Here is a 20,231-nt window from a genome sequence, read left to right as displayed (position 1 = left end):
CTGGACGCTGCCAGAGTGGGATCGTGGGCGGCTACCGACGGCGTGGGCGACTGGGGCCCGCCGTCCCGATCGCCCCCGGCGCCCGGGTGGACAAGTTCGAGGTCTTCTTCGATCTGGTCTTCGTCTTCTCGTTCTTCATCATCACCCGGGCGACCGCCGCGAACATCTCCGGCCGGCAGCTCCTGCACGCCGGTCTGGTGCTCGCCGTGCTCTGGTGGATCTGGGTGGTGCACAGCCTGGTCGCCACCCGGGTCCGGCTCGGCGAGGGCTACGTGCCGGTGCTCATGGTGATCGCGATGGCCGCCCTGTTCGCGTTCGCGCTGGCGCTGCCGCAGGCGTTCAGCGACCCGAAACGCGGGGCCGCCGGCCCGATGCTGGTGGCCATCAGCTACGTCGTGGTCCGGGGCATCCACATGATCTTGTATCAACATGTGGTGCGGGACAGCCCGCAGGAGCGCCGACAGCTACGCCGGTTCGCCCCGGAGCTGGCGGCGAGCATCGTCCTGTTGCTGGCCGCCGCGCTGGTGCCGCCACTGATCGCCGATCCCGCTCAGGCCGCGATGGTCCGCGACGCCCTGTGGATCACCGTGGTGCTGGTCCAGTACGCCACCGGCTTCATCGTCGGCACCTGGGGCTGGGGGGTCACCAGCGCCGAGCACTGGACGGAACGCTACGACCTCATCCTGATCATCGCGCTGGGCGAGTCGGTGATCTCCGTGGGCGTCGGCGGCAACCTGCTCGTCGGCAAGCCGGTCACCTGGCCGGCGGTGGCCGCCGCCTCGCTCGGGATCTTCTTCACCGCCGCCCTGTGGTGGGCGCACTTCGACTTCATCGGCCCGGCCGCCCGGATCGCCCTGCACGCGGCCGAGGGCGGCCCCCGGGTGGCGATGGCCCGCGACGCGTACGCCTACCTCTACCTGCCGATGATCGCTGCGGTGATCCTCTTCTCCATCGGCAGCGAGGAGATCCTGCACCAGATCACCGACCCGGCCGGCGGACCAGCGCAACGAATCGACGGGCCCGCCGTGCCGTTGCTCTTCGGCGGGGTGATCTGCTATTTCGCCGCCAATCTGCTGTTCCAGCTGCGCACCCTGCACACCATCACCTGGACCCGGATCGGCGTGCTGGTGGTGCTGACGGCGGCCCTGCCGGTCGGGCAGCACCTTCCGGCGCTGGGCGCGCTCACCCTCCTCACCGCGATCTGCGTCGCGCTGGTGGCCGTCGAGGTGCTGGTGATGTCGGAGTCGCGGCACGCGCTGCGGGCCGCCGTCTTTGAGGAAAAGACCGTCCACGAGGCCCACGAGGCCGACTTCCGGGCCAGCTGGCACCTCAAGGAGCCCGACGAGCCGACCACGCCGTGACCCCGCCCGGGATAGGCTACGGCTCAGCGTCGCGGTGCACCCGGCACGAAGGCCGCCGTGGGCATGGAGACGCGGGGACAGCATGGGACGAACGTGCACCCGACCACTTCATCGGCCGACCGGCTCGCCGCCGTCGGCAATCAGATGATCGAAATCCACCTCTGGCTCGGCGCGGAGCTGGCCCGCCTCCGGGCGAGCCTCGACGCCGACGGCCCCGGCGAGGCCTGCCCCTCGCGGGACCTGCGGGCCCACTGCCTGACCTTCTGCGCTGCGCTCGGCCGGCACCACACCGGTGAGGACGCCGGCGCGTTCCGGCTGCTGGCCGACGAGGTCCCCGAGCTGCGCCCGGTCCTGGCCAACCTGATCACCGACCACGAGGTGGTCGCGGGGATCCTGGGCCGGGTCGAGGAGCTGCTGGGCGATCCCGCGCCCGTCCCGGTGGCCCACCTGCGTGCCGAGCTGGACGGGCTTGCCGCGTTGCTGGAGTCGCACTTCCGGTACGAGGAGAAGAGGCTGGTCACCGCGCTGAACGCGCTCACCGGCCGGCCGGGGACGGTCGAGGAACTCCTCGGCCTGACCGCGCCGCCCGTCGGCTGACGCCTTTCTCCCCTCGGCAGAACCGGCCCTTCCGCACTGGCCACGAGGCCCCGCTGGACGGCAGGCTGGGGCCATGGTCACCTTCTCGATCCAGGCGAGCCCGTCCGACGCCGCCAGCTGGTGCGAGCTGGCCCGCCGGGCCGAGTCGGCCGGCTACGACGCGCTGCTGGTCGGCGACCACCCGGGCGTGGTCGCCGCGCCGTTCGTCGCGCTGGCCGCCGCCGCGTCGGTCACCTCGACGCTCGGGCTCGGCTCGTACGTCACCAACGCCGGCGTCCGGGAGCCGGCGCTGCTCGCCACCGACGTGGCGACCCTCGACCTGGTCTCCGGCGGGCGGGCCCGGCTCGGCATCGGCGCCGGCCACACCCCGGTCGAGTGGCGGGCGGTGGGGCGGAAGCGCCCGGACGTCGCCGGCCGGGTACGCCGCTGCATCGCGGTGGCCGAGGCGGTCCGGGCCCTACTGGCCGGCGAGGAGGTCACGGTCGACTCCGCCGACCTGGCGGTGCACGCCGCGCGACTGGACCGGCCCCGACCGGTGCAGCCGCGGATCCCGTTGACGGTGGGCACGGCCAACACCGACCTGCTGCGCTGGGCCGGGGCACACGCCGACGTGGTCGGGCTCAGCGGCTTCGGTCGTACTCTCGCCGACGGCCACGGCCACGACGTGCGCTGGCGCGCCGCGGAGATCGACGCGCAACTGGCCGCGATCGCTACCGGCGCGGCCGGGCGGGACGCCCCGCCCGCGCTGGAGGCGCTGGTGCAGCGGGTCGTGGTGGGCGACGGTGCGGCGGCCGCCGCCGCGCAGACCGCCGGGGAGACCGGCCTGACCGTCGACGAGCTTCTCGCCACCCCGTTCGTGCTGATCGGCACCGCCGACGAGATCGTCGCGGCGGTGGCCGCGCACCGGCGGCGCTGGGGCGTGACCCGCTACGTGGTCCGGGCCGACGCGCTCGATCCGCTGGCCCCGCTGCTGCCCCGGCTGGCCGCCATCACCTGAGCGCCCACGCGCACCGGCCGGGGTGGCCTACCCGCCCTCCGACCCCGAGCCGGGCAGTTGCTCGTAGAAGCGAATCTTCTCCCGGAGGTGGTCGTACTGGCGCTGGAGCAGGCGCATCTGCTCCTCGACCTGCGTGGCGTGCCGTTGCAGCAGCTCCCGCCGGTCGTCGGCGGTGTGCTCGCCCTCCCGGGCCAGCTGCGCGTAGCGGCACATCTGGGCGATCGGCATCCCGGTGTCGCGCAGGCAACGGAACAACACCAGCCAGCCGAGGTCGTCGTCGGTGAAGACGCGCTGGCCGCCCGACGTCCGACTCACGTCGGCGAGCAGGCCGATCTTCTCGTAGTACCGCAGGGTGTCCAGGCTGAAGCCGCTGCGCCGGGCGGCCTCCGAGGGGGCGTAACCGGTCATGCCCGAGATGGTAGTGGTTGACCTGGAGCGCACTCCAGGTTGGAGGCTGGGGCGCATGACGACGACACGGAAGCTCGGACGCAGCGGCATCGAGGTGAGCGCGATCGGGATGGGGTGCTGGGCGATCGGCGGCCCGCTCTGGGGCGACGGTGGGCAGCCGTTCGGCTGGGGCGAGGTGGACGACGACGAGTCGATCCGCACCATCCACCGCGCGCTCGACCTCGGGGTGACCCTGTTCGACACGGCCAGCAACTACGGCGCCGGGCACAGCGAGCGGATCCTCGGCCGGGCCCTGGCCGGTCGCCGGGACGGCGCGGTGATCGCCACGAAGTTCGGCAACGTCAGCGAGGAGGCCACCCGCCGGGCGCTCGGCACCGACGCCAGCCCGGCCTTCGCGGTGCGCAGCCTGGAGGATTCGCTGCGCCGGCTCGGCACCGACCACGTCGACCTCTACCAGCTGCACATCAACGAGCTGCCGGTGCCCGCCGCGCTCGACCTGATCGACACCCTGGAGGACCTGGTCGCCCAGGGCAAGATCCGGGCGTACGGCTGGAGCACCGACGACCCGGCCTCGGCGGAGGCGTTCGCGGCGGCGGGCGTGCACTGCGCCGCCATCCAGCACGACGAGTCGGTGCTGCGGGACAACGCGGCCGTCCTGGCGGTCTGCGACAGCCACGACCTGGCCAGCCTCAACCGCGGCCCGCTGGCGATGGGCCTGCTCACCGGATCGACGCGGGCGGTCGGCGCGGACGACGTACGTGGCCGGGCGCCCGAGTGGCTGCAGTGGTTCACCGACGGACGGCCGACGCCGCGCTGGGCGGCCCGGGTCGACCAGGTCCGCGCGGCGCTCACCGCCGACGGGCGCACCCTGGCCCAGGGAGCGCTCGGCTGGCTGCTGGCCCGCAGCCCGCGTACGGTGCCCATCCCCGGTCTGCGCACGGTGGCGCAGGCCGAGGAGAACCTGGCCACCCTGGCGCTCGGCCCGCTGAGCGTCGAGGCGTACACCGAGGTGGAGCGGCTGCTGGCAGACCTGCGTCCGGCCCACGCGGCCTGACCATCGGGTCGGTCCCCGCCCCGGGCGCCGTCAGCGGAAGTCGTCCGCGTGCTCGGCGGCCCACTGCCGGAACGTGCGCCCGGGGCGTCCGGTCACCTGCTCGACGTCCGGGGCGACCCAGCCGTTGCCGTCGGGATACCGCCCCATCTCCAGGAACCACTCGATCACCTCGGCGGGGTAGTGGTCCTTCCAGTGCTCGCGGGCCTGCGCCGGGGTCAGCTCGTCGAGCCGCACCGGACGGCCGATCGCGTCACTGATCATCCGAACCGCGTCCCGGCGGCGGACCGGCTCCGGCCCGGTCGGCTGGTACACCCGCCCGGAGTGGCCGTCCTCGGTGAGTGCCACCAGGATGACCGCGGCGATGTCCGCCTCGTGGACCAGCGCGCTGTTCCAGTCCCCGAACGGCGCCCGCACCACCCCCTCGGCCCGGATGCCGGCTGCCCAGTCCCGGGTGTTCGCCATGAACTCGCCGGGGAAGACGTGCGTCCACTCCAGGCCCGAGTTCTCGATGGCCCGGTGCAGGGGACGGTGGGGCGCCTCGATCGGGTCGTCGTCCGCCCGGCTCGGATCGTTGTGGCCGAGGTGGGTGACCCGGCGGACGCCGGCCTGCCGGGCCAGCTCCAGGATCTCCGCACCGGTGGTCAGCGGCCCGTACCCGTCCATCGCGACCAGGTGCATGCGCGTCACGCCGCGCAGCGCCGGGGCCAGCGTGTGCGGCCGCGCGAAGTCACCCGCCACCACCTCCACGCCGGGGGGCAGTGCGGCGGTCGCCGGGTTGCGGGTCAGCGCGCGTACGTCGTGGCCGGCGGCCACCAGTTGCCGGACCAGGCTGCCTCCGACGGTCCCGGTCGCTCCGGTCACCAGGATCGGCATGGTTCCTCCTCACGGTCGCCCGACGGCGGGCATGGTGCGACGACCCCCTATCGGGGGCGCATTCGGATGACTCATGGTCGACCGAGTACGCGCCCGAGAGCAATCATGAACACCGCATTCACGTTCGCTCTGACCTGCGGAGACGTGTCCGGCGCAGAATGTGCGCCGCAGCTTTTTTCGACGCCTGAAACGCCCGCTGACCTGAGTTTTCCCTACCGGCGGCGGGAACCGCGCAGATTTCTTCGCCGGGGGCGCTCCGCAGCCGGTGACGTCGGCCGCCCCACGCATCCGCCGGCGGCATTCTGGGCGAAGATGTGGGCATGCGGATCCTTCTGGCCGGCGCGTCCGGCTTCCTCGGCACCCGGCTGGTTGCCCGACTCGCGGCCGACGGGCACCAGGTCACCCGGCTGGTCCGTCGGCCGCCGCGCGATCCGCAGGAGCGACGGTGGGACCCCGCCGCCGGGCAGCTCGACCCGGCCGCGGTCGCCGGGTCGGACGCCGTGGTCAACCTGGCCGGCGCGGGCGTCGGGGACAAGCGTTGGAACGACGACTACCGGCGGTTGATCCGCACCAGCAGGGTGGACAGCACCACCACGCTGGCGACCACCCTCGCCGACCTGCCCGCCGCCGATCGGCCCCGGGTGTTGCTCAACTCCTCGGCCGTGGGTTGGTACGGCAACACCGGCGACCGCGTGGTCGAGGAGGACGCGCCGGCCGGCGACGGCTTCCTGGCCGACGTCTGCCGGGTCTGGGAGGCCGCGACCCGGCCGGCGGAGGATGCCGGGGTACGCGTGGTACGGCTGCGCGTCGGCCTGCCGCTGCACCGCGACGGCGGGATGCTGAAACCGCAGCTGCTGCCGATGCGGCTGGGTGTCTCCGGCCCACTGGGCGGCGGCCGGCAGTGGTGGCCCTGGATCTCGATGGCCGACTGGCTGCGGGCGGCCCTCTTCCTGCTCGACTCCGATGACATCGCCGGACCGGTCAACATGGTCGGCCCGGCCCCCGCGACCAACGCGGAGTTCACCCGGGAGCTCGCCCGGCAGCTGCACCGCCCAGCGATCATGCCCATCCCGGCGCTGGCGCTGAAGGTGGTGCTCGGCGGCTTCGCCCACGAGGCCCTCACCAGCACCCGCGTCCTGCCGGCCGTGCTGACCCGTGCCGGCTTCACCTACCACCACCCCGACCTGCCCAGCGCCCTGCGCGCCGCGCTCACCGAGTAACCCCCACCGCGCGTCGATCATGAAGTTATTGCCAGCCGCCTCGGCGTGTCGTGGCAATAACTTCATGATCGACGGGGTCAGCGGGTGGGGGGCGGGGTCAACAGCCGATCACCCAGTAGTTGGGGGCGGTCTGCTTGAGGGCGCTGGTGTAGAAGGTGTTGTAGAGGCCCATCCGCTGGTTGGAGCCGTTCGCGTAGGCGTAGCCGCCGGACTGGTACGCCCGACCGGCGCTGACGTGCGCGTAGTTGCTGGCGGTCACGCAGGTCGGCGGCGTGGTCGGGGTGGGGGTCGGCGTCGGCGTCGGGGTGGCCGTCGGGGTCGGGGTCGGGGTGGTGCCGCCACCGCCGAGCCCGAAGAAGACCGCGTCGCGGTACGTCGAGCAGATGGTGTCCAGGAAGTACGCGGCGGTGCTGCCGCACTGCTCGGCGCCGGAGCCCGGGTCGACCGGAGTGCCGTGGCCCATCCCGGAGACCCGGTAGAGCCGCACGTCGTCGTTGCCGTACACCTCCAGGCTGGTGCCGCCGGGCAGCGACGACGTGCTGCTCGGGGTCTGCGAAACCCCCCGCACGTTCGTCCACTGGTCACGGGACTCCGCGCCGTTGAGCGGCGCGACCGTCGTGTCCGAGGTGCCGTGCCAGATGGCCACCCGGGGCCGCCGGCCGCTGTAGCCGGGGTACGCGCCGCGGACGAGGTCGCCCCAGGCGGCCGGGGTCTTGTCCGCGCCCGGGTTCATGCAGCTGAACGCGTTGACCATGCTGGTGGCGCAGCGGTACGGGATGCCGGCGATGATTGACCCGGCGGCGAAGACGTCCGGGTAGGTGGCGAGCATGACCGAGCTCATCGCCGCGCCCGCGGAAAGGCCGCTGACGAAGACCCGGGCCCCGTCCACCCCGAAGTTCGCCTTGGCGTGGTCGACCATCTGCTTGATCGACAGCGCCTCGCCCTGACCTCGGGCGGTGTCCCCCGGCTCGAACCAGTTGAAGCAGCTGTTGGCGTTGTTGCCCGACGGTTGCTGGGGAACGATCAGGGCGAACTTCCACTGGTCGGCGTACTTCTGCCAGCCGGAGTTGGAGAAGTAGCCGGAGGCGTTCTGGGTGCAGCCGTGCAGCAGCACCACGGCCGGGGAGTTGGCCGGCAGGTTGTCCGGACGGTAGGCGTACATGGCGAGGTTGCCGGGGTTGGACCCGAAGCCGGTGACCTGGGTCAGGCTGGCCGCCTGGGCGGGCGTGGCGAGGGCGACCGCACCGGCGACGGCGAGGACGAGCCCGGCGACCGCACCGATCAGCCGGGTGAGGGTGGACGAGGAGCGGCGCACAGCGGCCTCCTGACGGGCGGACTGTGAACTGGGTCACGGTCGAATTGCCGGAACGTTACGTCGGCGTGTCGCCGCTATGACATGGGCCACAGTCACACATTCACGGGGGCCACTGTGTACGCCGGACGATCCAGCCGCTAGGAAGGGCCCCCTCCTCTACCTCAGGCGATAACAAGGGTCCCCTCCTTGCATGTATGACCGGCCCGTCCAGGTCCGGTTGGTAACGTCCGCTGCGTGCCGTCCTCCCCGTCGCTGGCCACCGGGCCCGCACCCGCGTCACCACCTCGCGCCGCCCGCGACCGCCGGGCCGACCTGATCGTCGTGCTGGTGGCGCTCGCGCTCGCCGTCTGGGTGACCAGTGGGCTGTGGCGGGACCCGAACGTGCGCACCATCACCGTCAACTCCAGCGACCAGGCGCTCTTCGAGTGGCTGCTCGCCTTCGGCGGGCACGCGGTGACGCACGGGGAGAACCCGTTCTTCACGTACCTGATCAACGTCCCGGACGGGGTCAACCTCGCGGTCAACACCTCGATCACGGTGTACGCCGTCGTCTTCGCCCCGCTCACGTACCTGATCGGGCCGCCGGCGACCTTCCTGGTGATCCTCACCCTCAACCTGCTCGCCACCGCGCTGGCCTGGTACTGGCTGCTCTCCCGGCACCTGGTCCGCAGCCGGCTGGCCGCCGGGGTCGGCGCCCTGTTCATCGCCTACTCCCCCGGCATGGTCTCGCACGCCAACGCCCACCTGAACTGGAGCGCCGGCTGGCTGGTGCCACTGCTGGTCTGGCGGCTGTTCGCGCTGCGCCGCCCGGGGCGCTGGCTCCGGGACGGGGTGATCCTCGGCGTCCTGGTCGCGGTGGCCTTCTCGATCGCCGCCGAGGGGCTGTTCTTCGCAGCGCTCGCGCTCGGCGTGTTCGTCGCCGTCTGGGCGCTGCACCCGGCCCACCGCGCCGAAGCCCGAGCCGTGCTGCCCACCTTCCTGCGCGGGCTCGGGGTAACCGCGGTGGTGGCGGGCGTGCTGCTGTCGTACCCGCTGTGGCTGCACTTCGCCGGGCCGCAGCGGTTCCACGGCACCGGCTTCGACCCGCTGATCCACTCCGAGGACATCGCCGCGTTCGCCGCGTTCCCGCGCCGCTCGCTGGCCGGTGAGGCCGGGCTGGGCACCGCGCTGGCGCCGAACCCGACCGAGGAGAACTCGTTCTTCGGCATCCCCCTGCTGGTGCTCACCGTGGTCTGCTTCGTCGCGCTCTGGCGACGCGCCGATTCCGCCCGCCGGGCCACCCTCTGGGCGCTGGGCGCCACCGCGGTGCTCTTCACCGTGCTCTCCTTCGGGCCGGTGGCGAAGGTCGATGGCCGGCGCACCGACCTGCCGATGCCGTTCGACCTGTTCGGGCAACTGCCGGTGGTGAACGCCGCACTGCCCGCCCGGCTGGCCCTGGTGGTCGCGCCGGTGATCGGGGTGCTGTTGGCGTACGCCATCGACCAACTGCGGCACGATCCGCCCCGGCACCGCTACGCGGAGCTGGCCTGGTCGATCGGCTTCGCCGCGGCTTTGCTGCCGCTGCTGCCCACCCCGCTGCTGACCCACGAGCGGGAGCCCGTCCCGCAGTTCATCACGACCGGCACCTGGCGGGAGTACGTCTCGCCCGGCGGAGTGCTCACGCCGGTGCCACTGACCGTGGACATCTACCCCGACGGGCAGCGCTGGCAGGCGTACGCGCTGTCCCATCGGCAGGGTGAGTTCGCCATTCCGGGCGGCTTCTTCCTCGGCCCCGGTGGCCCGGACGGTCGCGGCCGGATCGGACCGGTGCCCCGCACCCTGAGCGCCCTGATGGACCAGGCCGGGCGGACCGGGCTGGTGCCGATCATCACCGACGGCACCCTGCGGGATGTCCGCGCCGACCTGCAGCACTGGCGGATCGAGACGGTCGTCCTTCCCGACCGGGTACACGGCGCGAAGTTCGACGTCGACGAGGAGGCGGTCCGGCGCACCGCCAACGCCCTGTTCGGCGAACCGCAACGGGTCGACGACGTCTGGGTCTGGCGCATCCGACCGGCCTGACCGCCGTCGCCCTCCTCCGCCGCCGCCGTCCTGGTGAGGCGGCTCACCAGCGATCATCGCCGGTCACGGGACTAGGCTGAGGGGCGTGACGACGACGACCTCCGGCCTGACGGCCGTCCGCGCCGGCCTGCTCGAGTACCAGGCCGCCTGGGACGAGCAGCGCCGCCTGCACGAGGCGGTGGTGGCCGGCGAGCGCGGCGACACCGTGCTGCTGCTGGAGCACCCGAGCGTCTACACCGCGGGCAAGCGCACCGAGCCGTGGGACCGGCCGGTGGACGGCACCCCGGTCGTCGACGTGGATCGCGGCGGCAAGATCACCTGGCACGGGCCGGGGCAGCTCGTCGGCTACCCGATTCTCCGGCTGCCCGACCCGGTGGACGTGGTCGCCTACGTACGCCGCACCGAGGAACTGCTGATCGACGTGTGCGCCGAGTTCGGGCTGACCGCCGGTCGGGTCGAGGGGCGCAGCGGGGTCTGGGTGCCCGAGGACGACCGGGGGCCGGCCCGCAAGGTGGCCGCCATCGGCATCCGGGTCGCCCGGGGCGTCACCCTGCACGGCTTCTCGATCAACTGCGACTGCGACCTGACGTACTTCGACCGGATCGTGCCGTGCGGCATCCCTGACGCCGGCGTCACCTCGCTCACCGCCGAGCTGGGCCGCCCGATCACCGTCGCCGACGTGCTCCCGGTCGTCGAGCGCCGGCTGTCCACCCTGGTCGAGGTCTGAGCAGCGGGCCCCCGGCGGTGGCGCCGGGGGCCGCTGCGCTCACGGCGTCAGGCGGTGCAGGTCGCGTGGGAACGCGGTGACCTCCCGGATGTTCGCCGCGCGGACCAGGCGGGCCACGAAGCGCTCCAGGCCGATGGCGAACCCGCCGTGTGGTGGCATGCCGTGCCGGAACGCGTCCAGGTAGCCGGCGTACGGCTCGACCGGCTCCCCCCGCGCCGCCAGCGCCGCCAGGTAGTCGGCGTGCCGGTGTAGCCGCTGCCCGCCGGTGACCAGCTCCAGGCCCCGGAAGAGCAGGTCGAAGCCGTTCGAGTACGCCGGCCGCGCGGGGTCGGGGTGGGTGTAGAACGGCCGCTTCGCCATCGGGTAGCCGGTGACGAAGAGGAAGTCCGACCCGTGCTCGCGGCGGGCCCACTCCCCCAACGCCCGCTCGTGGGCGGGCGCGAGGTCCGGCTCGTCGGCGGGCGCGCCGGCGATCGCCAGCGCCTCGGTGAAGTGCACCGCCGGGATCTGCGCCGGCACGGCCGGCACCTCGACGCCGAGCGTGGCCAGTGCGCCTGCGGCCCGCTCGCACACCGTGCCCAGCATCCCGGCCAGGGTGTCCCGCAGCACGACCATCACGTCACGGTGGTCGGCGACGAAGCCCAGCTCCACGTCGAGCGACGTGTACTGCGCCAGGTGCCGGACGGTGTCGTGCGGTTCCGCCCGGAAGACCGGCCCCACCTCGTAGACCCGTTCGAAGACGCCGACCATCAGCTGCTTGTAGAACTGCGGCGACTGGGCCAGGTACGCGGGCCGGCCGAACCAGTCCAGCGCGAACACGTTCGCCCCGCTCTCCGTGGAGGAGCTGACCACCTTCGGCGTGTGGACCTCCACGAAGTCCCGGCCGTCGAGCGCGGCACGGAACCCGGCCACCGACGCCGCCGAGATCCGCAGTGCCGCGGATCGGGTGGGGTGGCGCAGCGCGGTCGGCGCGTTGTCGAGCTGGGTGGGCAGGCTCGCGGTGAGCGCCGGCCGGTACAGGTCGAACGGCGGCGGCACTGCGGGCGGGCCGAGCGGACGTACCGTCGGGTCGGTCAGCTCGACCCCGGCGGGCGCGGTGTCGTTCGCGGTGGCCGTCGCGGTGACCTCGACGATCGTCTCCTCGGTGAGTTTCTCCAGCTCGGCGCGGACGGCCGGGTCGGTGACGACGACCTGCGCCAGGCCGGTGGCGTCGCGCACGATCAGGAAGGCCACCGACTTGAGCATTCGGCGGCGGTGCACCCAGCCGGCGATCCGCACGGTCGCGCCGACCTGGGCGGGCAGTTGGTGGGACAGGGTTCGTTGCATGGCGGGCTGCTCCTCGGTCGATCGCCACGCCGTCGCCGCCCTGGGGTGGCGAAAGCGTCGCATCAGCCCCAGGGAGGTGTGGGCGAGCGGGAACCTCGCGGTGCCACCACACCTTCGCCCCCGCCGGAGCGGGGGCCTCGTTCGTCGCCTGATGACCGGGGCCAGCCGGGCGGGCTCTACTGGGCACGGGGTGACCCGCAACCGTTCTTCCCGCAGCTCGGGAGGGTCTTCGCGCACCGGCGCCAGACCGCCTCTCAGCACCGGCGGCTCTCTGCACTGGCGGGTCGGGCGCTACTCGGCTCCGTCATCGCTGTTGGCGGTGACGGTAACACCCGATCCCTGCGGCTGTGACGCCGATTTCGAGCCGTCGGTGTCCGGCGTCACAACATCCACGGCGTGACGCCGGTCGCCCGACGCACATAGATGGCGGCCGTCGGGCGTAGGCTCGTTTTCGTGACGATCGAGCACTCCGCGCCGACGACCGGCCAGGCAGCGCGCACCGCAACGGCCGCCCCCGAGGGGCGGCGTCTGCTGCGGATCGAGGCGCGCAACGCCGAGACCCCGATCGAGCGCAAACCGCCATGGATCAAGGTCAAGGCCAAGATGGGGCCGGAGTACACCCAGCTGCGCGGGCTCGTCTCACGCGAGGGGCTGCACACCGTCTGCCAGGAGGCCGGCTGCCCCAACATCTACGAGTGTTGGGAAGACCGCGAGGCCACCTTCCTGATCGGTGGCGACCAGTGCACCCGGCGCTGCGACTTCTGCCAGATCGACACCGGCAAGCCAGCCGAGTTCGACGCCGACGAGCCCCGCCGGGTCGCCGAGTCGGTGGTGTCCATGGGGCTGCGCTACGCCACCATCACCGGCGTCGCCCGCGACGACCTGCCCGACGGCGGCGCCTGGCTGTACGCCGAGACCGTCCGGCAGATCCACGCCCTTCAGCCGGGCTGCGGCGTCGAGCTGCTGATCCCGGACTTCAACGCCGTCCCCGAGCAGCTGGCCGAGGTCTTCGGCTCCCGCCCGGAGGTGCTGGCGCACAACGTGGAGACGGTGCCGCGCATCTTCAAGCGGATCCGCCCCGCGTTCCGCTACGACCGCTCGCTGGACGTGATCCGGCAGGCCCGCGCCGACGGCCTGGTCACCAAGAGCAACCTGATCCTGGGTATGGGCGAGGAGCGGGCCGAGGTCTCGCAGGCGCTGCGCGACCTGCACGAGGCCGGCTGCGAGCTGATCACCATCACGCAGTACCTGCGCCCCTCGCCCCGGCACCACCCGGTGACCCGCTGGGTCAAGCCGGAGGAGTTCGTGGAGCTGCGCGAGGAGGCCGAGGAGATCGGCTTCGCCGGGGTAATGAGCGGGCCGCTGGTGCGCTCGTCGTACCGCGCCGGCCGGCTCTACCGGCAGGCTCTCGACGCCCGCGCCGCCGCCCCGGTCGGCACCGCCGGCTGACCCGCACCCGACGCCCGGGGCCGCCGCCGCCGGGCTGAGCTGCGGCGACCCGCCAGCCCACGCCGTGCCGGAGAGCGCCGGCACTCGAATGCCCTGATCGGCTGACGGCTACCGCCGAACACTGGCGGTTGCGCGCCAATTGCCACATTCGCCCGTTATGTACAGGTGTTGGTGTCTGTGCAACGGGTGTCGCAGCCCGTCCGGCGTTCGTGGCTGCCTGAAATCCTGACCGTGCCCGCCGTCGTCGCGGGTGTCGGATATCGCCTCGCTCTGCTGGGCCACGCCGCGCCGCCGACGAACAGCGACGAGGCCACCATGGGGTTGGCCGCGCTGCACATCGCCCGGGGTGAGGGCTTCCCGGTCTGGTTCTACGGCCAGCAGTACATGGGCACGCTGGAGGCGTACCTGGCCGCACCCGTGTTCGCCCTGACCGGCGGGCCATCGCTGCTCGCCCTGCGGCTGCCCACGCTGGCGCTGTACGCGGTGTTCCTGCTGCTGGCCTGGCGACTGACACTGCGGCTGACCGGGGACCGCTGGTTCGGGCTGCTGGTGGTGGCGATGCTCGCCCTCGGCTCCGATCGGGTGGTCAAGAACCAGTTGATCGCCGGCGGCGGCTACCCCGAGATGAACGCGGCCGGGGTGGCGCTCGCCCTGCTCGCCCTGGATCTGGCCACCGGACGGCCGGGTCGGCGGCTGCGGCGCTGGGCGGCGTGGGGGTTCCTGGCCGGCCTGATGCTCTGGGTCGACCCGCTGGTGCTGGCGTACGTCCTCGCCACCGGCGGGGTGCTTGTCGTGTTCTGCCGCCGGGAACTGCGTGGAGCGGCCGGCGTGCTGCTCGGGGCCGCCACCGTGCTGGGCGCGGCCCCGCTGCTGGCGCACAGCCTGCTGACCGGGCGGATCCCCCTGCGCGCGATGATCGCCGCCAGCAGCGCGGACGCCACCACGGGCTGGGTGGAGCGGCTGCACGGCGGGCTGCTGCTCGGCCCACCGCTGGGCATGGGCTTCTGCGCGCCGGGGCGGTGCGCCACCTGGCAGCTGTGGTGGGCGCTCGCCCTGCCGGTGCTGCTGGCGGTCGCCGCCGGTACCGCCTGGCGGGTGCTGCGTCGGCCGCCCACCGCTGGTCCGTCGCCCCGGGCCGCGGCGGCCATGCGGCTGGCTCTGGTGCTGGCCGCGGTGGCCACGCTCGGCGCGTACACCGTGAGCAGCGCAGCCGGGCTCACCCCGGTGGAGAGTTCCCGCTACCTGTCCTGCCTGCTCATCTCCCTGCCGGCGCTGCTCTGGCCGGTGTGGACCGTGGCCCGGAGCGGGGGGCGGTGGACGGCCGCCCGGCCGGTCGCGCTGGTCGTTCTCGCCGCCACGGTAGGCACCGCCGCCCACGCCACCTGGCGGTCGGTGCAGACCGCCCCGGCGACCCGGGCCGCCGAGGCCCGGCACGCCGAGCTGGTGACCACCCTGCGCCATCTCGGCGTACGGCAGGTGCGGGCCGGCTACTGGACCTGCAACCGGCTCACCTTCGCCAGCGCGGAGGAGGTGGTCTGCGCAGTCGTCGACGACAGGCTGCGCCCCGGCCTCGACCGCTACCCCGCGTACCGGCGGGAGGTGGAGGGCGCGACGGCGCCGGCCTGGGTCGCGCCGACCGGGTCGCCGATGGCGGCCCGGCTCGACGACCGGCTGCGCGCCGCCCCGGACAGCCTGGACCTGGTCACGCTCGACGGCTGGCGGGTCTACCTGCCGCGCACCTGAGGGGTGAGCCGACCGCCGGCTCGCTCGTCAGCGGGGTGCGGCGGGCTCGGCGAGTAGACCGAGGCGGTGGGCCACAGCGGCGGCCTCCCCCCGGTTGGTCACGCCCAGCTTGGCGATGATCCGGGACACGTGGACGCTGGCCGTCTTCGGCGAGATGAACAGCCGCTCGGCGATCCGGCTGTTGCTGTGCCCCTCGGCGACCAGCCGCAGCACCTCCCGTTCCCGCGAGGTCAGCAGGTCGACGCCGGGCCCCGCCTGGCCCGCCCCGCGCAGGCCGACCCGGCGGGCCAGGGTGGCGGCCGCCTCGGTCAGCGGCGACGCGCCCAGCCGCCGGGCGATCTCGGTGGCCTCGGTGACCGCCGCCGCCACCTCGTCCCGCTCTCCGGCTGCGGCGGCCGCCTCGGCCAGCGCCAGCAACGCCCGGCCCAGCGGGTACGGCTGCCCGTCGGCCCGCCACGCGTCCACCGCCGTACGCCAGGCCTGCAGCGCCCGCCCGGCGGTCGCGAGCAGGGCGGTGACCTGGGCGGCGTGCGCCCGCGCGGCCGGGTGCCGAGCGGGCAGGTCGGCGGCGAGCGCCGCGACGGCGGCCGCCAACTCCCGGTCCTCGACCCGGGCGGCGGTACGCGCGACGGCGCTGAGCACCGGCCAGCCCTCGCGGGGCAGCTGCGCCAGGCTCTGGTCGGCCAGCGCGACGCGGGCCGCCCGGACCGCCTCGACCTTGTCGTCGGCGGCCAACGCCGACTCGATCCCCAGCTCGTGCAGGGGCAGCCGGTGGCTCGGCCACAGGTAGGGCCGGCCGAGGAAGGCCAGCGCCCGGTCGACCAGTTCGTAGGCGCCCGGATGGGCGCGGGCCAGCCGCAGCCCGGCGCCCAGTTGGAGCCAGTGCACCCCGGTGACGCCGGACAGATCGATCCGGGCGGCCTCCGCGCACACCGCCTCCGCTTCGTCCCACCGGCCCAGCGCGATCAACGCCTCGGCCCGGTTGCTCAGCAGGTACGCCCCGGTGGAACGGCTGATCCCCACCCGCCGCGCCTCGGCCACGCCGGCCTCGGCCGCCTGCGCGGACTCGGCGTAGCGGCCCAGCTCGCAGAGCACGTCCGATCGGTACACCATGGCGATCACCAGGGCCGGCGCGTCCCCGGCGGCGCGGGCGACCGACTCGGCCTCGTGCAGCTCCGCAAGCCCCTGCTCCAGGTCCCGGTCGCCGTGGCAGAGCAGGGCGATCCGCGTGGGCAGCAGGGCCACGTACTCGCCGAGGGCCTCGGCGTCCCTGACGGCCTCGGCGGCCACCCGGGCCGCCTGCTGCGGGTCGATCTTGATCAGGTGGGCGGCGATGTCGGCGAGCAGCTGGACCCGCTCCACGCCGGCCGGGCCGCCCGCCGCCAGCCGGTAGGCCTCACCCAGCTCGCTGCTGCCGTCGCTCTTGCCGAGCAGGGCCAGCAGTCGGCCCCGCTGGTCCAGCAGGCGGGCGGCGCGCAGGGGCGCGGCTTCGGCGTCCACCTCGTCCAGGCCGGCCCGGGTCAGGGTGATCGCGCGGCTGAAGTCGCCCGCCGTGACCGCGGCGTTCAACGTCTGCTCCAGCAGTGCCAGGTGGTCCATGCCGAGCCGGTCGGCGGCGTCGGGCACCAGTTCCCACAGCTCCAGCACCCGTTCCAGCAGCCGGCGCTGCTCGGCGTAGGCGTACCGGTCGGCGGCGGCGCAGGCGGCGGCCCGTGCGGTGACCAGGGCCCGGGGGTGGTCGTTCGCGGCGTACCAGTGATGGGCGATCTCGGCCGGGGCCCGACCCTCGGCGACCAGGTGCGGCTGGGCCTCGATCGCGGCGGCGAACCGGGCGTGCAGCCGGGCGTGCTCACCGGGCAGCAGTTCGTCGTGCACGGCCTCGCGGACCAGCGCATGCCGGAACTCGTAGTCGCCGTCACGAGCCACCACCAGCTGGGCGGCGACAGCTGCGCGCAGCGCGTCCTCCAGCTCGGCCTCGGGCAGCCCGGCGACCTCGGCGAGCAGGTGGTGGGCGAAGCGGGTGCCGCCGGCCGCGGCGATCCGCAGCACCCGCTGGGCGGGCTCGGGAAGTCGGTCCACCCGGGCCAGCAGCAGGTCGCGCAGCGTCTCGGGTAGCGCGGCGCAGCCGATCGGGTCGCCCGCGACGGTCAGCTCCTCGATGAAGAACGGATTGCCCTGCGTGCGCTCGTGGACGTCGTCGATGGCGCGGGGAGGCGGGTCGGCGCCGAGGAGGTCGGCGAGGATCGCGGCGGTGCCGTCGCGGTCCAGCCGGCCCAGCTCGACCCGCTCGACGCCGCGGGCCCGGTCCAGCTCGGCCAGGAACGGGCGCAGCGGATGCCCGCGCTGCAGCTCGTCGGTGCGGTAGGTGCTGACCAGCAGCAGTCGGCCCGGCCGGGCGGCCCGGACCAGAAAACCGATCAGGTCCCGGGTGGAACGGTCCGCCCAGTGCAGGTCCTCGATCACCAGCACCAGCGGCCGGACGTCGGCGAGTCGTTGGAACAGCTCAGCGACCAGGTCGAACAGGTAGCCGCGCGGCGCGTCGGTGAGCGGCGCGGCGGCCGGCGCGGCCAGCGCGGCGGACACCCGGCCCAGCTCCGGCAGGAGCCGGGCGAACTCCGCCTCGTATCCGGCGAAGACCTCGGCGCCGTCGGCGCGCAGCACCGCGCGCAGCGCGGCGGCGAACGGTGCGAACGGCAGGCCGGCCTCGCCCAGCTCCAGGCACTGGCCGACGAGCACCCGCGCGCCGGCGTCGGTGGCCGAGCCCGCGAACTCCTCCAGCAGCCGGGTCTTGCCGACGCCCGCCTCGCCACCGACCAGGACGGTGCTGGGTTCCCCGGCCCGGGCCCGAGCCAGCGCGGCCCGCAGCGCGGCGATCTCGCGCTGGCGGCCGACGAGGACGGAGCTGGCGGCACGTACGGTCACGGGGTTGAGCATGCCATGACGGGCCCCGCCGCCGGCCACGCCGACCGGCTGGTGACCGAGCGGCGGGGACGGCGGCGGGGTGGCCGCGGCGGCGGGTAAGGCGGTGGCGCTCACCGGCGGTCGTCGCCGGTACGCCGGATCTGCTGGCGCCGGCCCAGCCAGTTGCGCCTGCCGGGGCGGGACATCGACCGGGCGAGTCGTTCCGTCGCCGCCTCGGCGCGCAGCTCGGCGGCGTGGCTGTGGTGCAGGGCGAGCAGGAAATCTGCGTCGTTGCCGAACATCTCGGGCTCCTTCGTGGCGTCGTCATCTTGCTGTTGATGACTCTTCGCGCGAAGGCCCCACCCGGGCATGGGCACACTGCCGGATCTTCTCCGGGGCCAGCCTCCTTACGCGCCCGCCGCGGAGGCGTACGGCGACGTAAGGTACTCAGCCGACCGGCACCCGGACGCGGATCAACGGGGCGGGCGGCGCCCACTAGACTCTGCGGCATGGCAAAGCCCCAGGAGAAGGTCTCGTTCGGCCAGCGGCTGAAGCAGATCGGGATGGTGTTCCAGTTCACCGCCAAGCAGGACCGGTGGTTCGCGCCGCTGGTCGCCGCCGCGGTGCTCCTCCCGCTCGCCCTCACCGTGGTCGCGGTCATCCTCTGGAGCTGGATCTGGCTGCCGCTGGGCATCCTGTTCGCCCTGCTCGCGGTGCTGATCGTGCTGAATCTGCGGTCCAACAAGGCGATGATGAACGCCGCCGAGGGGCAGCCCGGCGCGGCGGCGCAGATCATGGAGAACATGCGCGGCGACTGGCGGGTGACCCCGGCCGTCAGCTCCACCACCCAGATGGACATGGTCCACCTGGTGATCGGCCGGCCCGGCGTGATCCTGCTGGCCGAGGGCAACCCGCAGCGGGTGCGCGGCCTGCTCGGGCAGGAGAAGCGGCGGCTGGCCAAGGTGATCGGCTCCGCCCCGCTGCACGACTACGTGATCGGGCAGGAGGAGGGCGAGCTGCCGATCCGCAAGCTGCGGACGACGCTGCTGCGGCTGCCCCGGGCGCTCAGCGGCAAGGACGTCAACTCGCTGGACAAGCGGCTCAAGGCGCTGACGGCCCGGCCGCAGATGCCCAAGGGCGCGATCCCGAAGAACATGCGACCGCCGGGCGGCTCCTTCCGCCAGTCGCGGCGCTGACCCCTGGCGTACGCCCCGAAGAGCCGGACCCCTGCGGGCCCGGCTCTTTCGCGTTGGGGTGGGCGGTCAGCGGCGGGGGGCGTCGACGATGACCGCGTCGGTGAGCCGGTCGTGCAGGCCGCGACGGTGCTCGTCCATGATCAGCGCGGGGACGACGAGGGCCAGCAGCAGACCCCGGGCCAGCCCACGGAGCAGCCCGATCCGGCCGCCGTCGTGCCAGTTCACGCAGCGGACCTTCGTGATGTACATGCCTGGCGTCTGGGCGAACAGGCCGAGGAAGAAGGCGTACAGCAGGATCAGCACCAGCACGGGGGCCCAGCCGTCGTGCACCGGGTCGGCGAAGATGTTGGCCACCAGCAGGCACAGCACCCAGTCGATGATCAGCGCCCCGAACCGTCGACCAAGGCTCGGCGGGGTGAAGGTGGGGTCGGTGGCCGGCGCTGCCGGGGCCTGCGGGTTGGTCACAGCGGTCAAGGGTATCCGTGTCGGGATCGGGGCTTCCGGGTGCCACCGCGCGCGCCAAATCGGGCCAATGACATCAAACGTCATTACAATGGTCTCGCCGGTACACCGTTCGCGGCCGACCGGGAGCGATATAGGAGCGTCGCTGACGCTCCGCGAGGGACGTAACACGGCAGAAACACCGGGGACACGGCCGGGCAACCGCCTGGCCATAGCGTCGCAAGGAGCCTAGCCACCCCGTGGACGTGCCAGGAGGACGTGTGTTCGCCAATTCCGAGGAACTGCTGCGGTACCTCAAGAACGAGGACGTGAAGTTCGTCGACGTTCGTTTCTGTGACCTGCCCGGTGTGATGCAGCACTTCAACCTGCCGGTGGAGTCCGTCAACGACGACCTGTTCACCGACGGCCTCGCGTTCGACGGCTCATCGATCCGCGGTTTCCAGGCGATCCACGAGTCGGACATGCTCCTGCTCCCGGACGTCGCCACCGCGTTCATCGACCCGTTCCGGGCGCAGAAAACCCTCGCGTTGAACTTCTTCAT

18 protein-coding genes are annotated in these 20,231 nt (G+C 73.3%); 11 read left to right on the top strand and 7 right to left on the bottom strand.

Going from position 1 to position 20,231, the window contains the following annotated elements:
• The first annotated feature begins 23 nt into the window (after positions 1-23).
• From ACWD6N_RS12425 to ACWD6N_RS12415, 3 genes are all read left to right on the top strand, one after another.
• The gene (locus tag ACWD6N_RS12425) at positions 24-1,361 is read left to right on the top strand and encodes a low temperature requirement protein A (protein WP_354965098.1); all 1,338 of its coding nucleotides are present in this window, start codon (positions 24-26) and stop codon (positions 1,359-1,361) included.
• 93 nt (positions 1,362-1,454) lie between these two features.
• Complete coding sequence (locus ACWD6N_RS12420) at positions 1,455-1,958, top strand: hemerythrin domain-containing protein (RefSeq protein ID WP_354965099.1); 504 nt, start codon at positions 1,455-1,457, stop codon at positions 1,956-1,958.
• 73 nt (positions 1,959-2,031) lie between these two features.
• The gene (locus ACWD6N_RS12415; RefSeq protein WP_354965100.1) at positions 2,032-2,955 is read left to right on the top strand and encodes an LLM class flavin-dependent oxidoreductase; all 924 of its coding nucleotides are present in this window, start codon (positions 2,032-2,034) and stop codon (positions 2,953-2,955) included.
• Between the two features lie 27 nt (positions 2,956-2,982).
• On the opposite strand, the gene ACWD6N_RS12410 is transcribed toward ACWD6N_RS12415, so the two are convergent.
• On the bottom strand, positions 2,983-3,363 hold the full coding sequence (locus ACWD6N_RS12410) for a MerR family transcriptional regulator (RefSeq protein ID WP_354965101.1): 381 nt from the start codon (positions 3,361-3,363) through the stop codon (positions 2,983-2,985).
• A gap of 55 nt (positions 3,364-3,418) precedes the next feature.
• On the opposite strand from ACWD6N_RS12410, the gene ACWD6N_RS12405 reads away from it, so the two are divergent.
• Complete coding sequence (locus ACWD6N_RS12405) at positions 3,419-4,417, top strand: aldo/keto reductase (RefSeq protein WP_354965102.1); 999 nt, start codon at positions 3,419-3,421, stop codon at positions 4,415-4,417.
• Between the two features lie 30 nt (positions 4,418-4,447).
• On the opposite strand, the gene ACWD6N_RS12400 is transcribed toward ACWD6N_RS12405, so the two are convergent.
• Positions 4,448-5,290, bottom strand: a complete 843-nt coding sequence (locus tag ACWD6N_RS12400) for an NmrA family NAD(P)-binding protein (protein WP_354965103.1) — start codon at positions 5,288-5,290, stop codon at positions 4,448-4,450.
• Between the two features lie 320 nt (positions 5,291-5,610).
• On the opposite strand from ACWD6N_RS12400, the gene ACWD6N_RS12395 reads away from it, so the two are divergent.
• Positions 5,611-6,510, top strand: coding sequence for a TIGR01777 family oxidoreductase (locus ACWD6N_RS12395; protein WP_354965104.1), 900 nt, complete (start codon positions 5,611-5,613; stop codon positions 6,508-6,510).
• Positions 6,511-6,607: 97 nt separating this feature from the next.
• Here ACWD6N_RS12395 and ACWD6N_RS12390 read toward each other — a convergent pair whose 3' ends face one another.
• The gene (locus ACWD6N_RS12390) at positions 6,608-7,825 is read right to left on the bottom strand and encodes an extracellular catalytic domain type 1 short-chain-length polyhydroxyalkanoate depolymerase (protein WP_354965105.1); all 1,218 of its coding nucleotides are present in this window, start codon (positions 7,823-7,825) and stop codon (positions 6,608-6,610) included.
• A 234-nt stretch (positions 7,826-8,059) separates the two neighbouring features.
• Between ACWD6N_RS12390 and ACWD6N_RS12385 the strand changes: the two genes are divergently transcribed.
• Both ACWD6N_RS12385 and lipB read left to right on the top strand, forming a co-directional pair.
• Positions 8,060-9,886, top strand: coding sequence for a DUF2079 domain-containing protein (locus tag ACWD6N_RS12385; protein ID WP_354965106.1), 1,827 nt, complete (start codon positions 8,060-8,062; stop codon positions 9,884-9,886).
• An 85-nt stretch (positions 9,887-9,971) separates the two neighbouring features.
• A complete protein-coding gene (lipB, locus tag ACWD6N_RS12380) occupies positions 9,972-10,613 on the top strand; it encodes a lipoyl(octanoyl) transferase LipB (RefSeq protein WP_354965107.1) in 642 nt (213 codons plus the stop codon).
• Positions 10,614-10,652: 39 nt separating this feature from the next.
• On the opposite strand, the gene aspS is transcribed toward lipB, so the two are convergent.
• Positions 10,653-11,939: an aspartate--tRNA(Asn) ligase gene (gene aspS / locus ACWD6N_RS12375; protein WP_354965108.1), complete on the bottom strand. Its 1,287-nt coding sequence runs from the start codon at positions 11,937-11,939 to the stop codon at positions 10,653-10,655.
• Between the two features lie 423 nt (positions 11,940-12,362).
• On the opposite strand from aspS, the gene lipA reads away from it, so the two are divergent.
• Positions 12,363-13,388, top strand: a complete 1,026-nt coding sequence (gene lipA, locus ACWD6N_RS12370) for a lipoyl synthase (protein WP_354965109.1) — start codon at positions 12,363-12,365, stop codon at positions 13,386-13,388.
• 165 nt (positions 13,389-13,553) lie between these two features.
• On the top strand, positions 13,554-15,131 hold the full coding sequence (locus ACWD6N_RS12365; protein ID WP_387323818.1) for a hypothetical protein: 1,578 nt from the start codon (positions 13,554-13,556) through the stop codon (positions 15,129-15,131).
• 27 nt (positions 15,132-15,158) lie between these two features.
• On the opposite strand, the gene ACWD6N_RS12360 is transcribed toward ACWD6N_RS12365, so the two are convergent.
• A complete protein-coding gene (locus ACWD6N_RS12360) occupies positions 15,159-18,053 on the bottom strand; it encodes a helix-turn-helix transcriptional regulator (RefSeq protein ID WP_449939761.1) in 2,895 nt (964 codons plus the stop codon).
• 110 nt (positions 18,054-18,163) lie between these two features.
• On the bottom strand, positions 18,164-18,334 hold the full coding sequence (locus ACWD6N_RS12355) for a hypothetical protein (protein ID WP_354965112.1): 171 nt from the start codon (positions 18,332-18,334) through the stop codon (positions 18,164-18,166).
• 207 nt (positions 18,335-18,541) lie between these two features.
• Here ACWD6N_RS12355 and ACWD6N_RS12350 point away from each other — a divergent pair, with 207 nt between their 5' ends.
• On the top strand, positions 18,542-19,228 hold the full coding sequence (locus tag ACWD6N_RS12350) for a DUF4191 domain-containing protein (RefSeq protein ID WP_089019642.1): 687 nt from the start codon (positions 18,542-18,544) through the stop codon (positions 19,226-19,228).
• A gap of 66 nt (positions 19,229-19,294) precedes the next feature.
• On the opposite strand, the gene ACWD6N_RS12345 is transcribed toward ACWD6N_RS12350, so the two are convergent.
• On the bottom strand, positions 19,295-19,693 hold the full coding sequence (locus ACWD6N_RS12345) for an RDD family protein (protein WP_354965113.1): 399 nt from the start codon (positions 19,691-19,693) through the stop codon (positions 19,295-19,297).
• A 257-nt stretch (positions 19,694-19,950) separates the two neighbouring features.
• On the opposite strand from ACWD6N_RS12345, the gene ACWD6N_RS12340 reads away from it, so the two are divergent.
• A partial coding sequence (locus ACWD6N_RS12340; RefSeq protein ID WP_354965114.1) for a glutamine synthetase occupies positions 19,951-20,231 on the top strand: 281 nt, incomplete at its 3' end.

Source organism: Micromonospora sp. NPDC005163 (genome assembly GCF_053599835.1).
This window is presented reverse-complemented; position numbering and strand designations above follow the sequence as displayed.

Excerpts from the sequence above, each read along its gene's own strand:
- ACWD6N_RS12395 (WP_354965104.1), top strand. The coding sequence starts at position 5,611 with ATGCGGATCCTTCTGGCCGGCGCGTCCGGCTTCCTCGGCACCCGGCTG.
- ACWD6N_RS12355 (WP_354965112.1), bottom strand. The coding sequence starts at position 18,334 with ATGTTCGGCAACGACGCAGATTTCCTGCTCGCCCTGCACCACAGCCAC.
- ACWD6N_RS12410 (WP_354965101.1), bottom strand. The coding sequence starts at position 3,363 with ATGACCGGTTACGCCCCCTCGGAGGCCGCCCGGCGCAGCGGCTTCAGC.
- ACWD6N_RS12400 (WP_354965103.1), bottom strand. The coding sequence starts at position 5,290 with ATGCCGATCCTGGTGACCGGAGCGACCGGGACCGTCGGAGGCAGCCTG.
- ACWD6N_RS12415 (WP_354965100.1), top strand. The coding sequence starts at position 2,032 with ATGGTCACCTTCTCGATCCAGGCGAGCCCGTCCGACGCCGCCAGCTGG.
- aspS (WP_354965108.1), bottom strand. The coding sequence starts at position 11,939 with ATGCAACGAACCCTGTCCCACCAACTGCCCGCCCAGGTCGGCGCGACC.
- lipA (WP_354965109.1), top strand. The coding sequence starts at position 12,363 with ATGGCGGCCGTCGGGCGTAGGCTCGTTTTCGTGACGATCGAGCACTCC.
- ACWD6N_RS12405 (WP_354965102.1), top strand. The coding sequence starts at position 3,419 with ATGACGACGACACGGAAGCTCGGACGCAGCGGCATCGAGGTGAGCGCG.
- ACWD6N_RS12350 (WP_089019642.1), top strand. The coding sequence starts at position 18,542 with ATGGCAAAGCCCCAGGAGAAGGTCTCGTTCGGCCAGCGGCTGAAGCAG.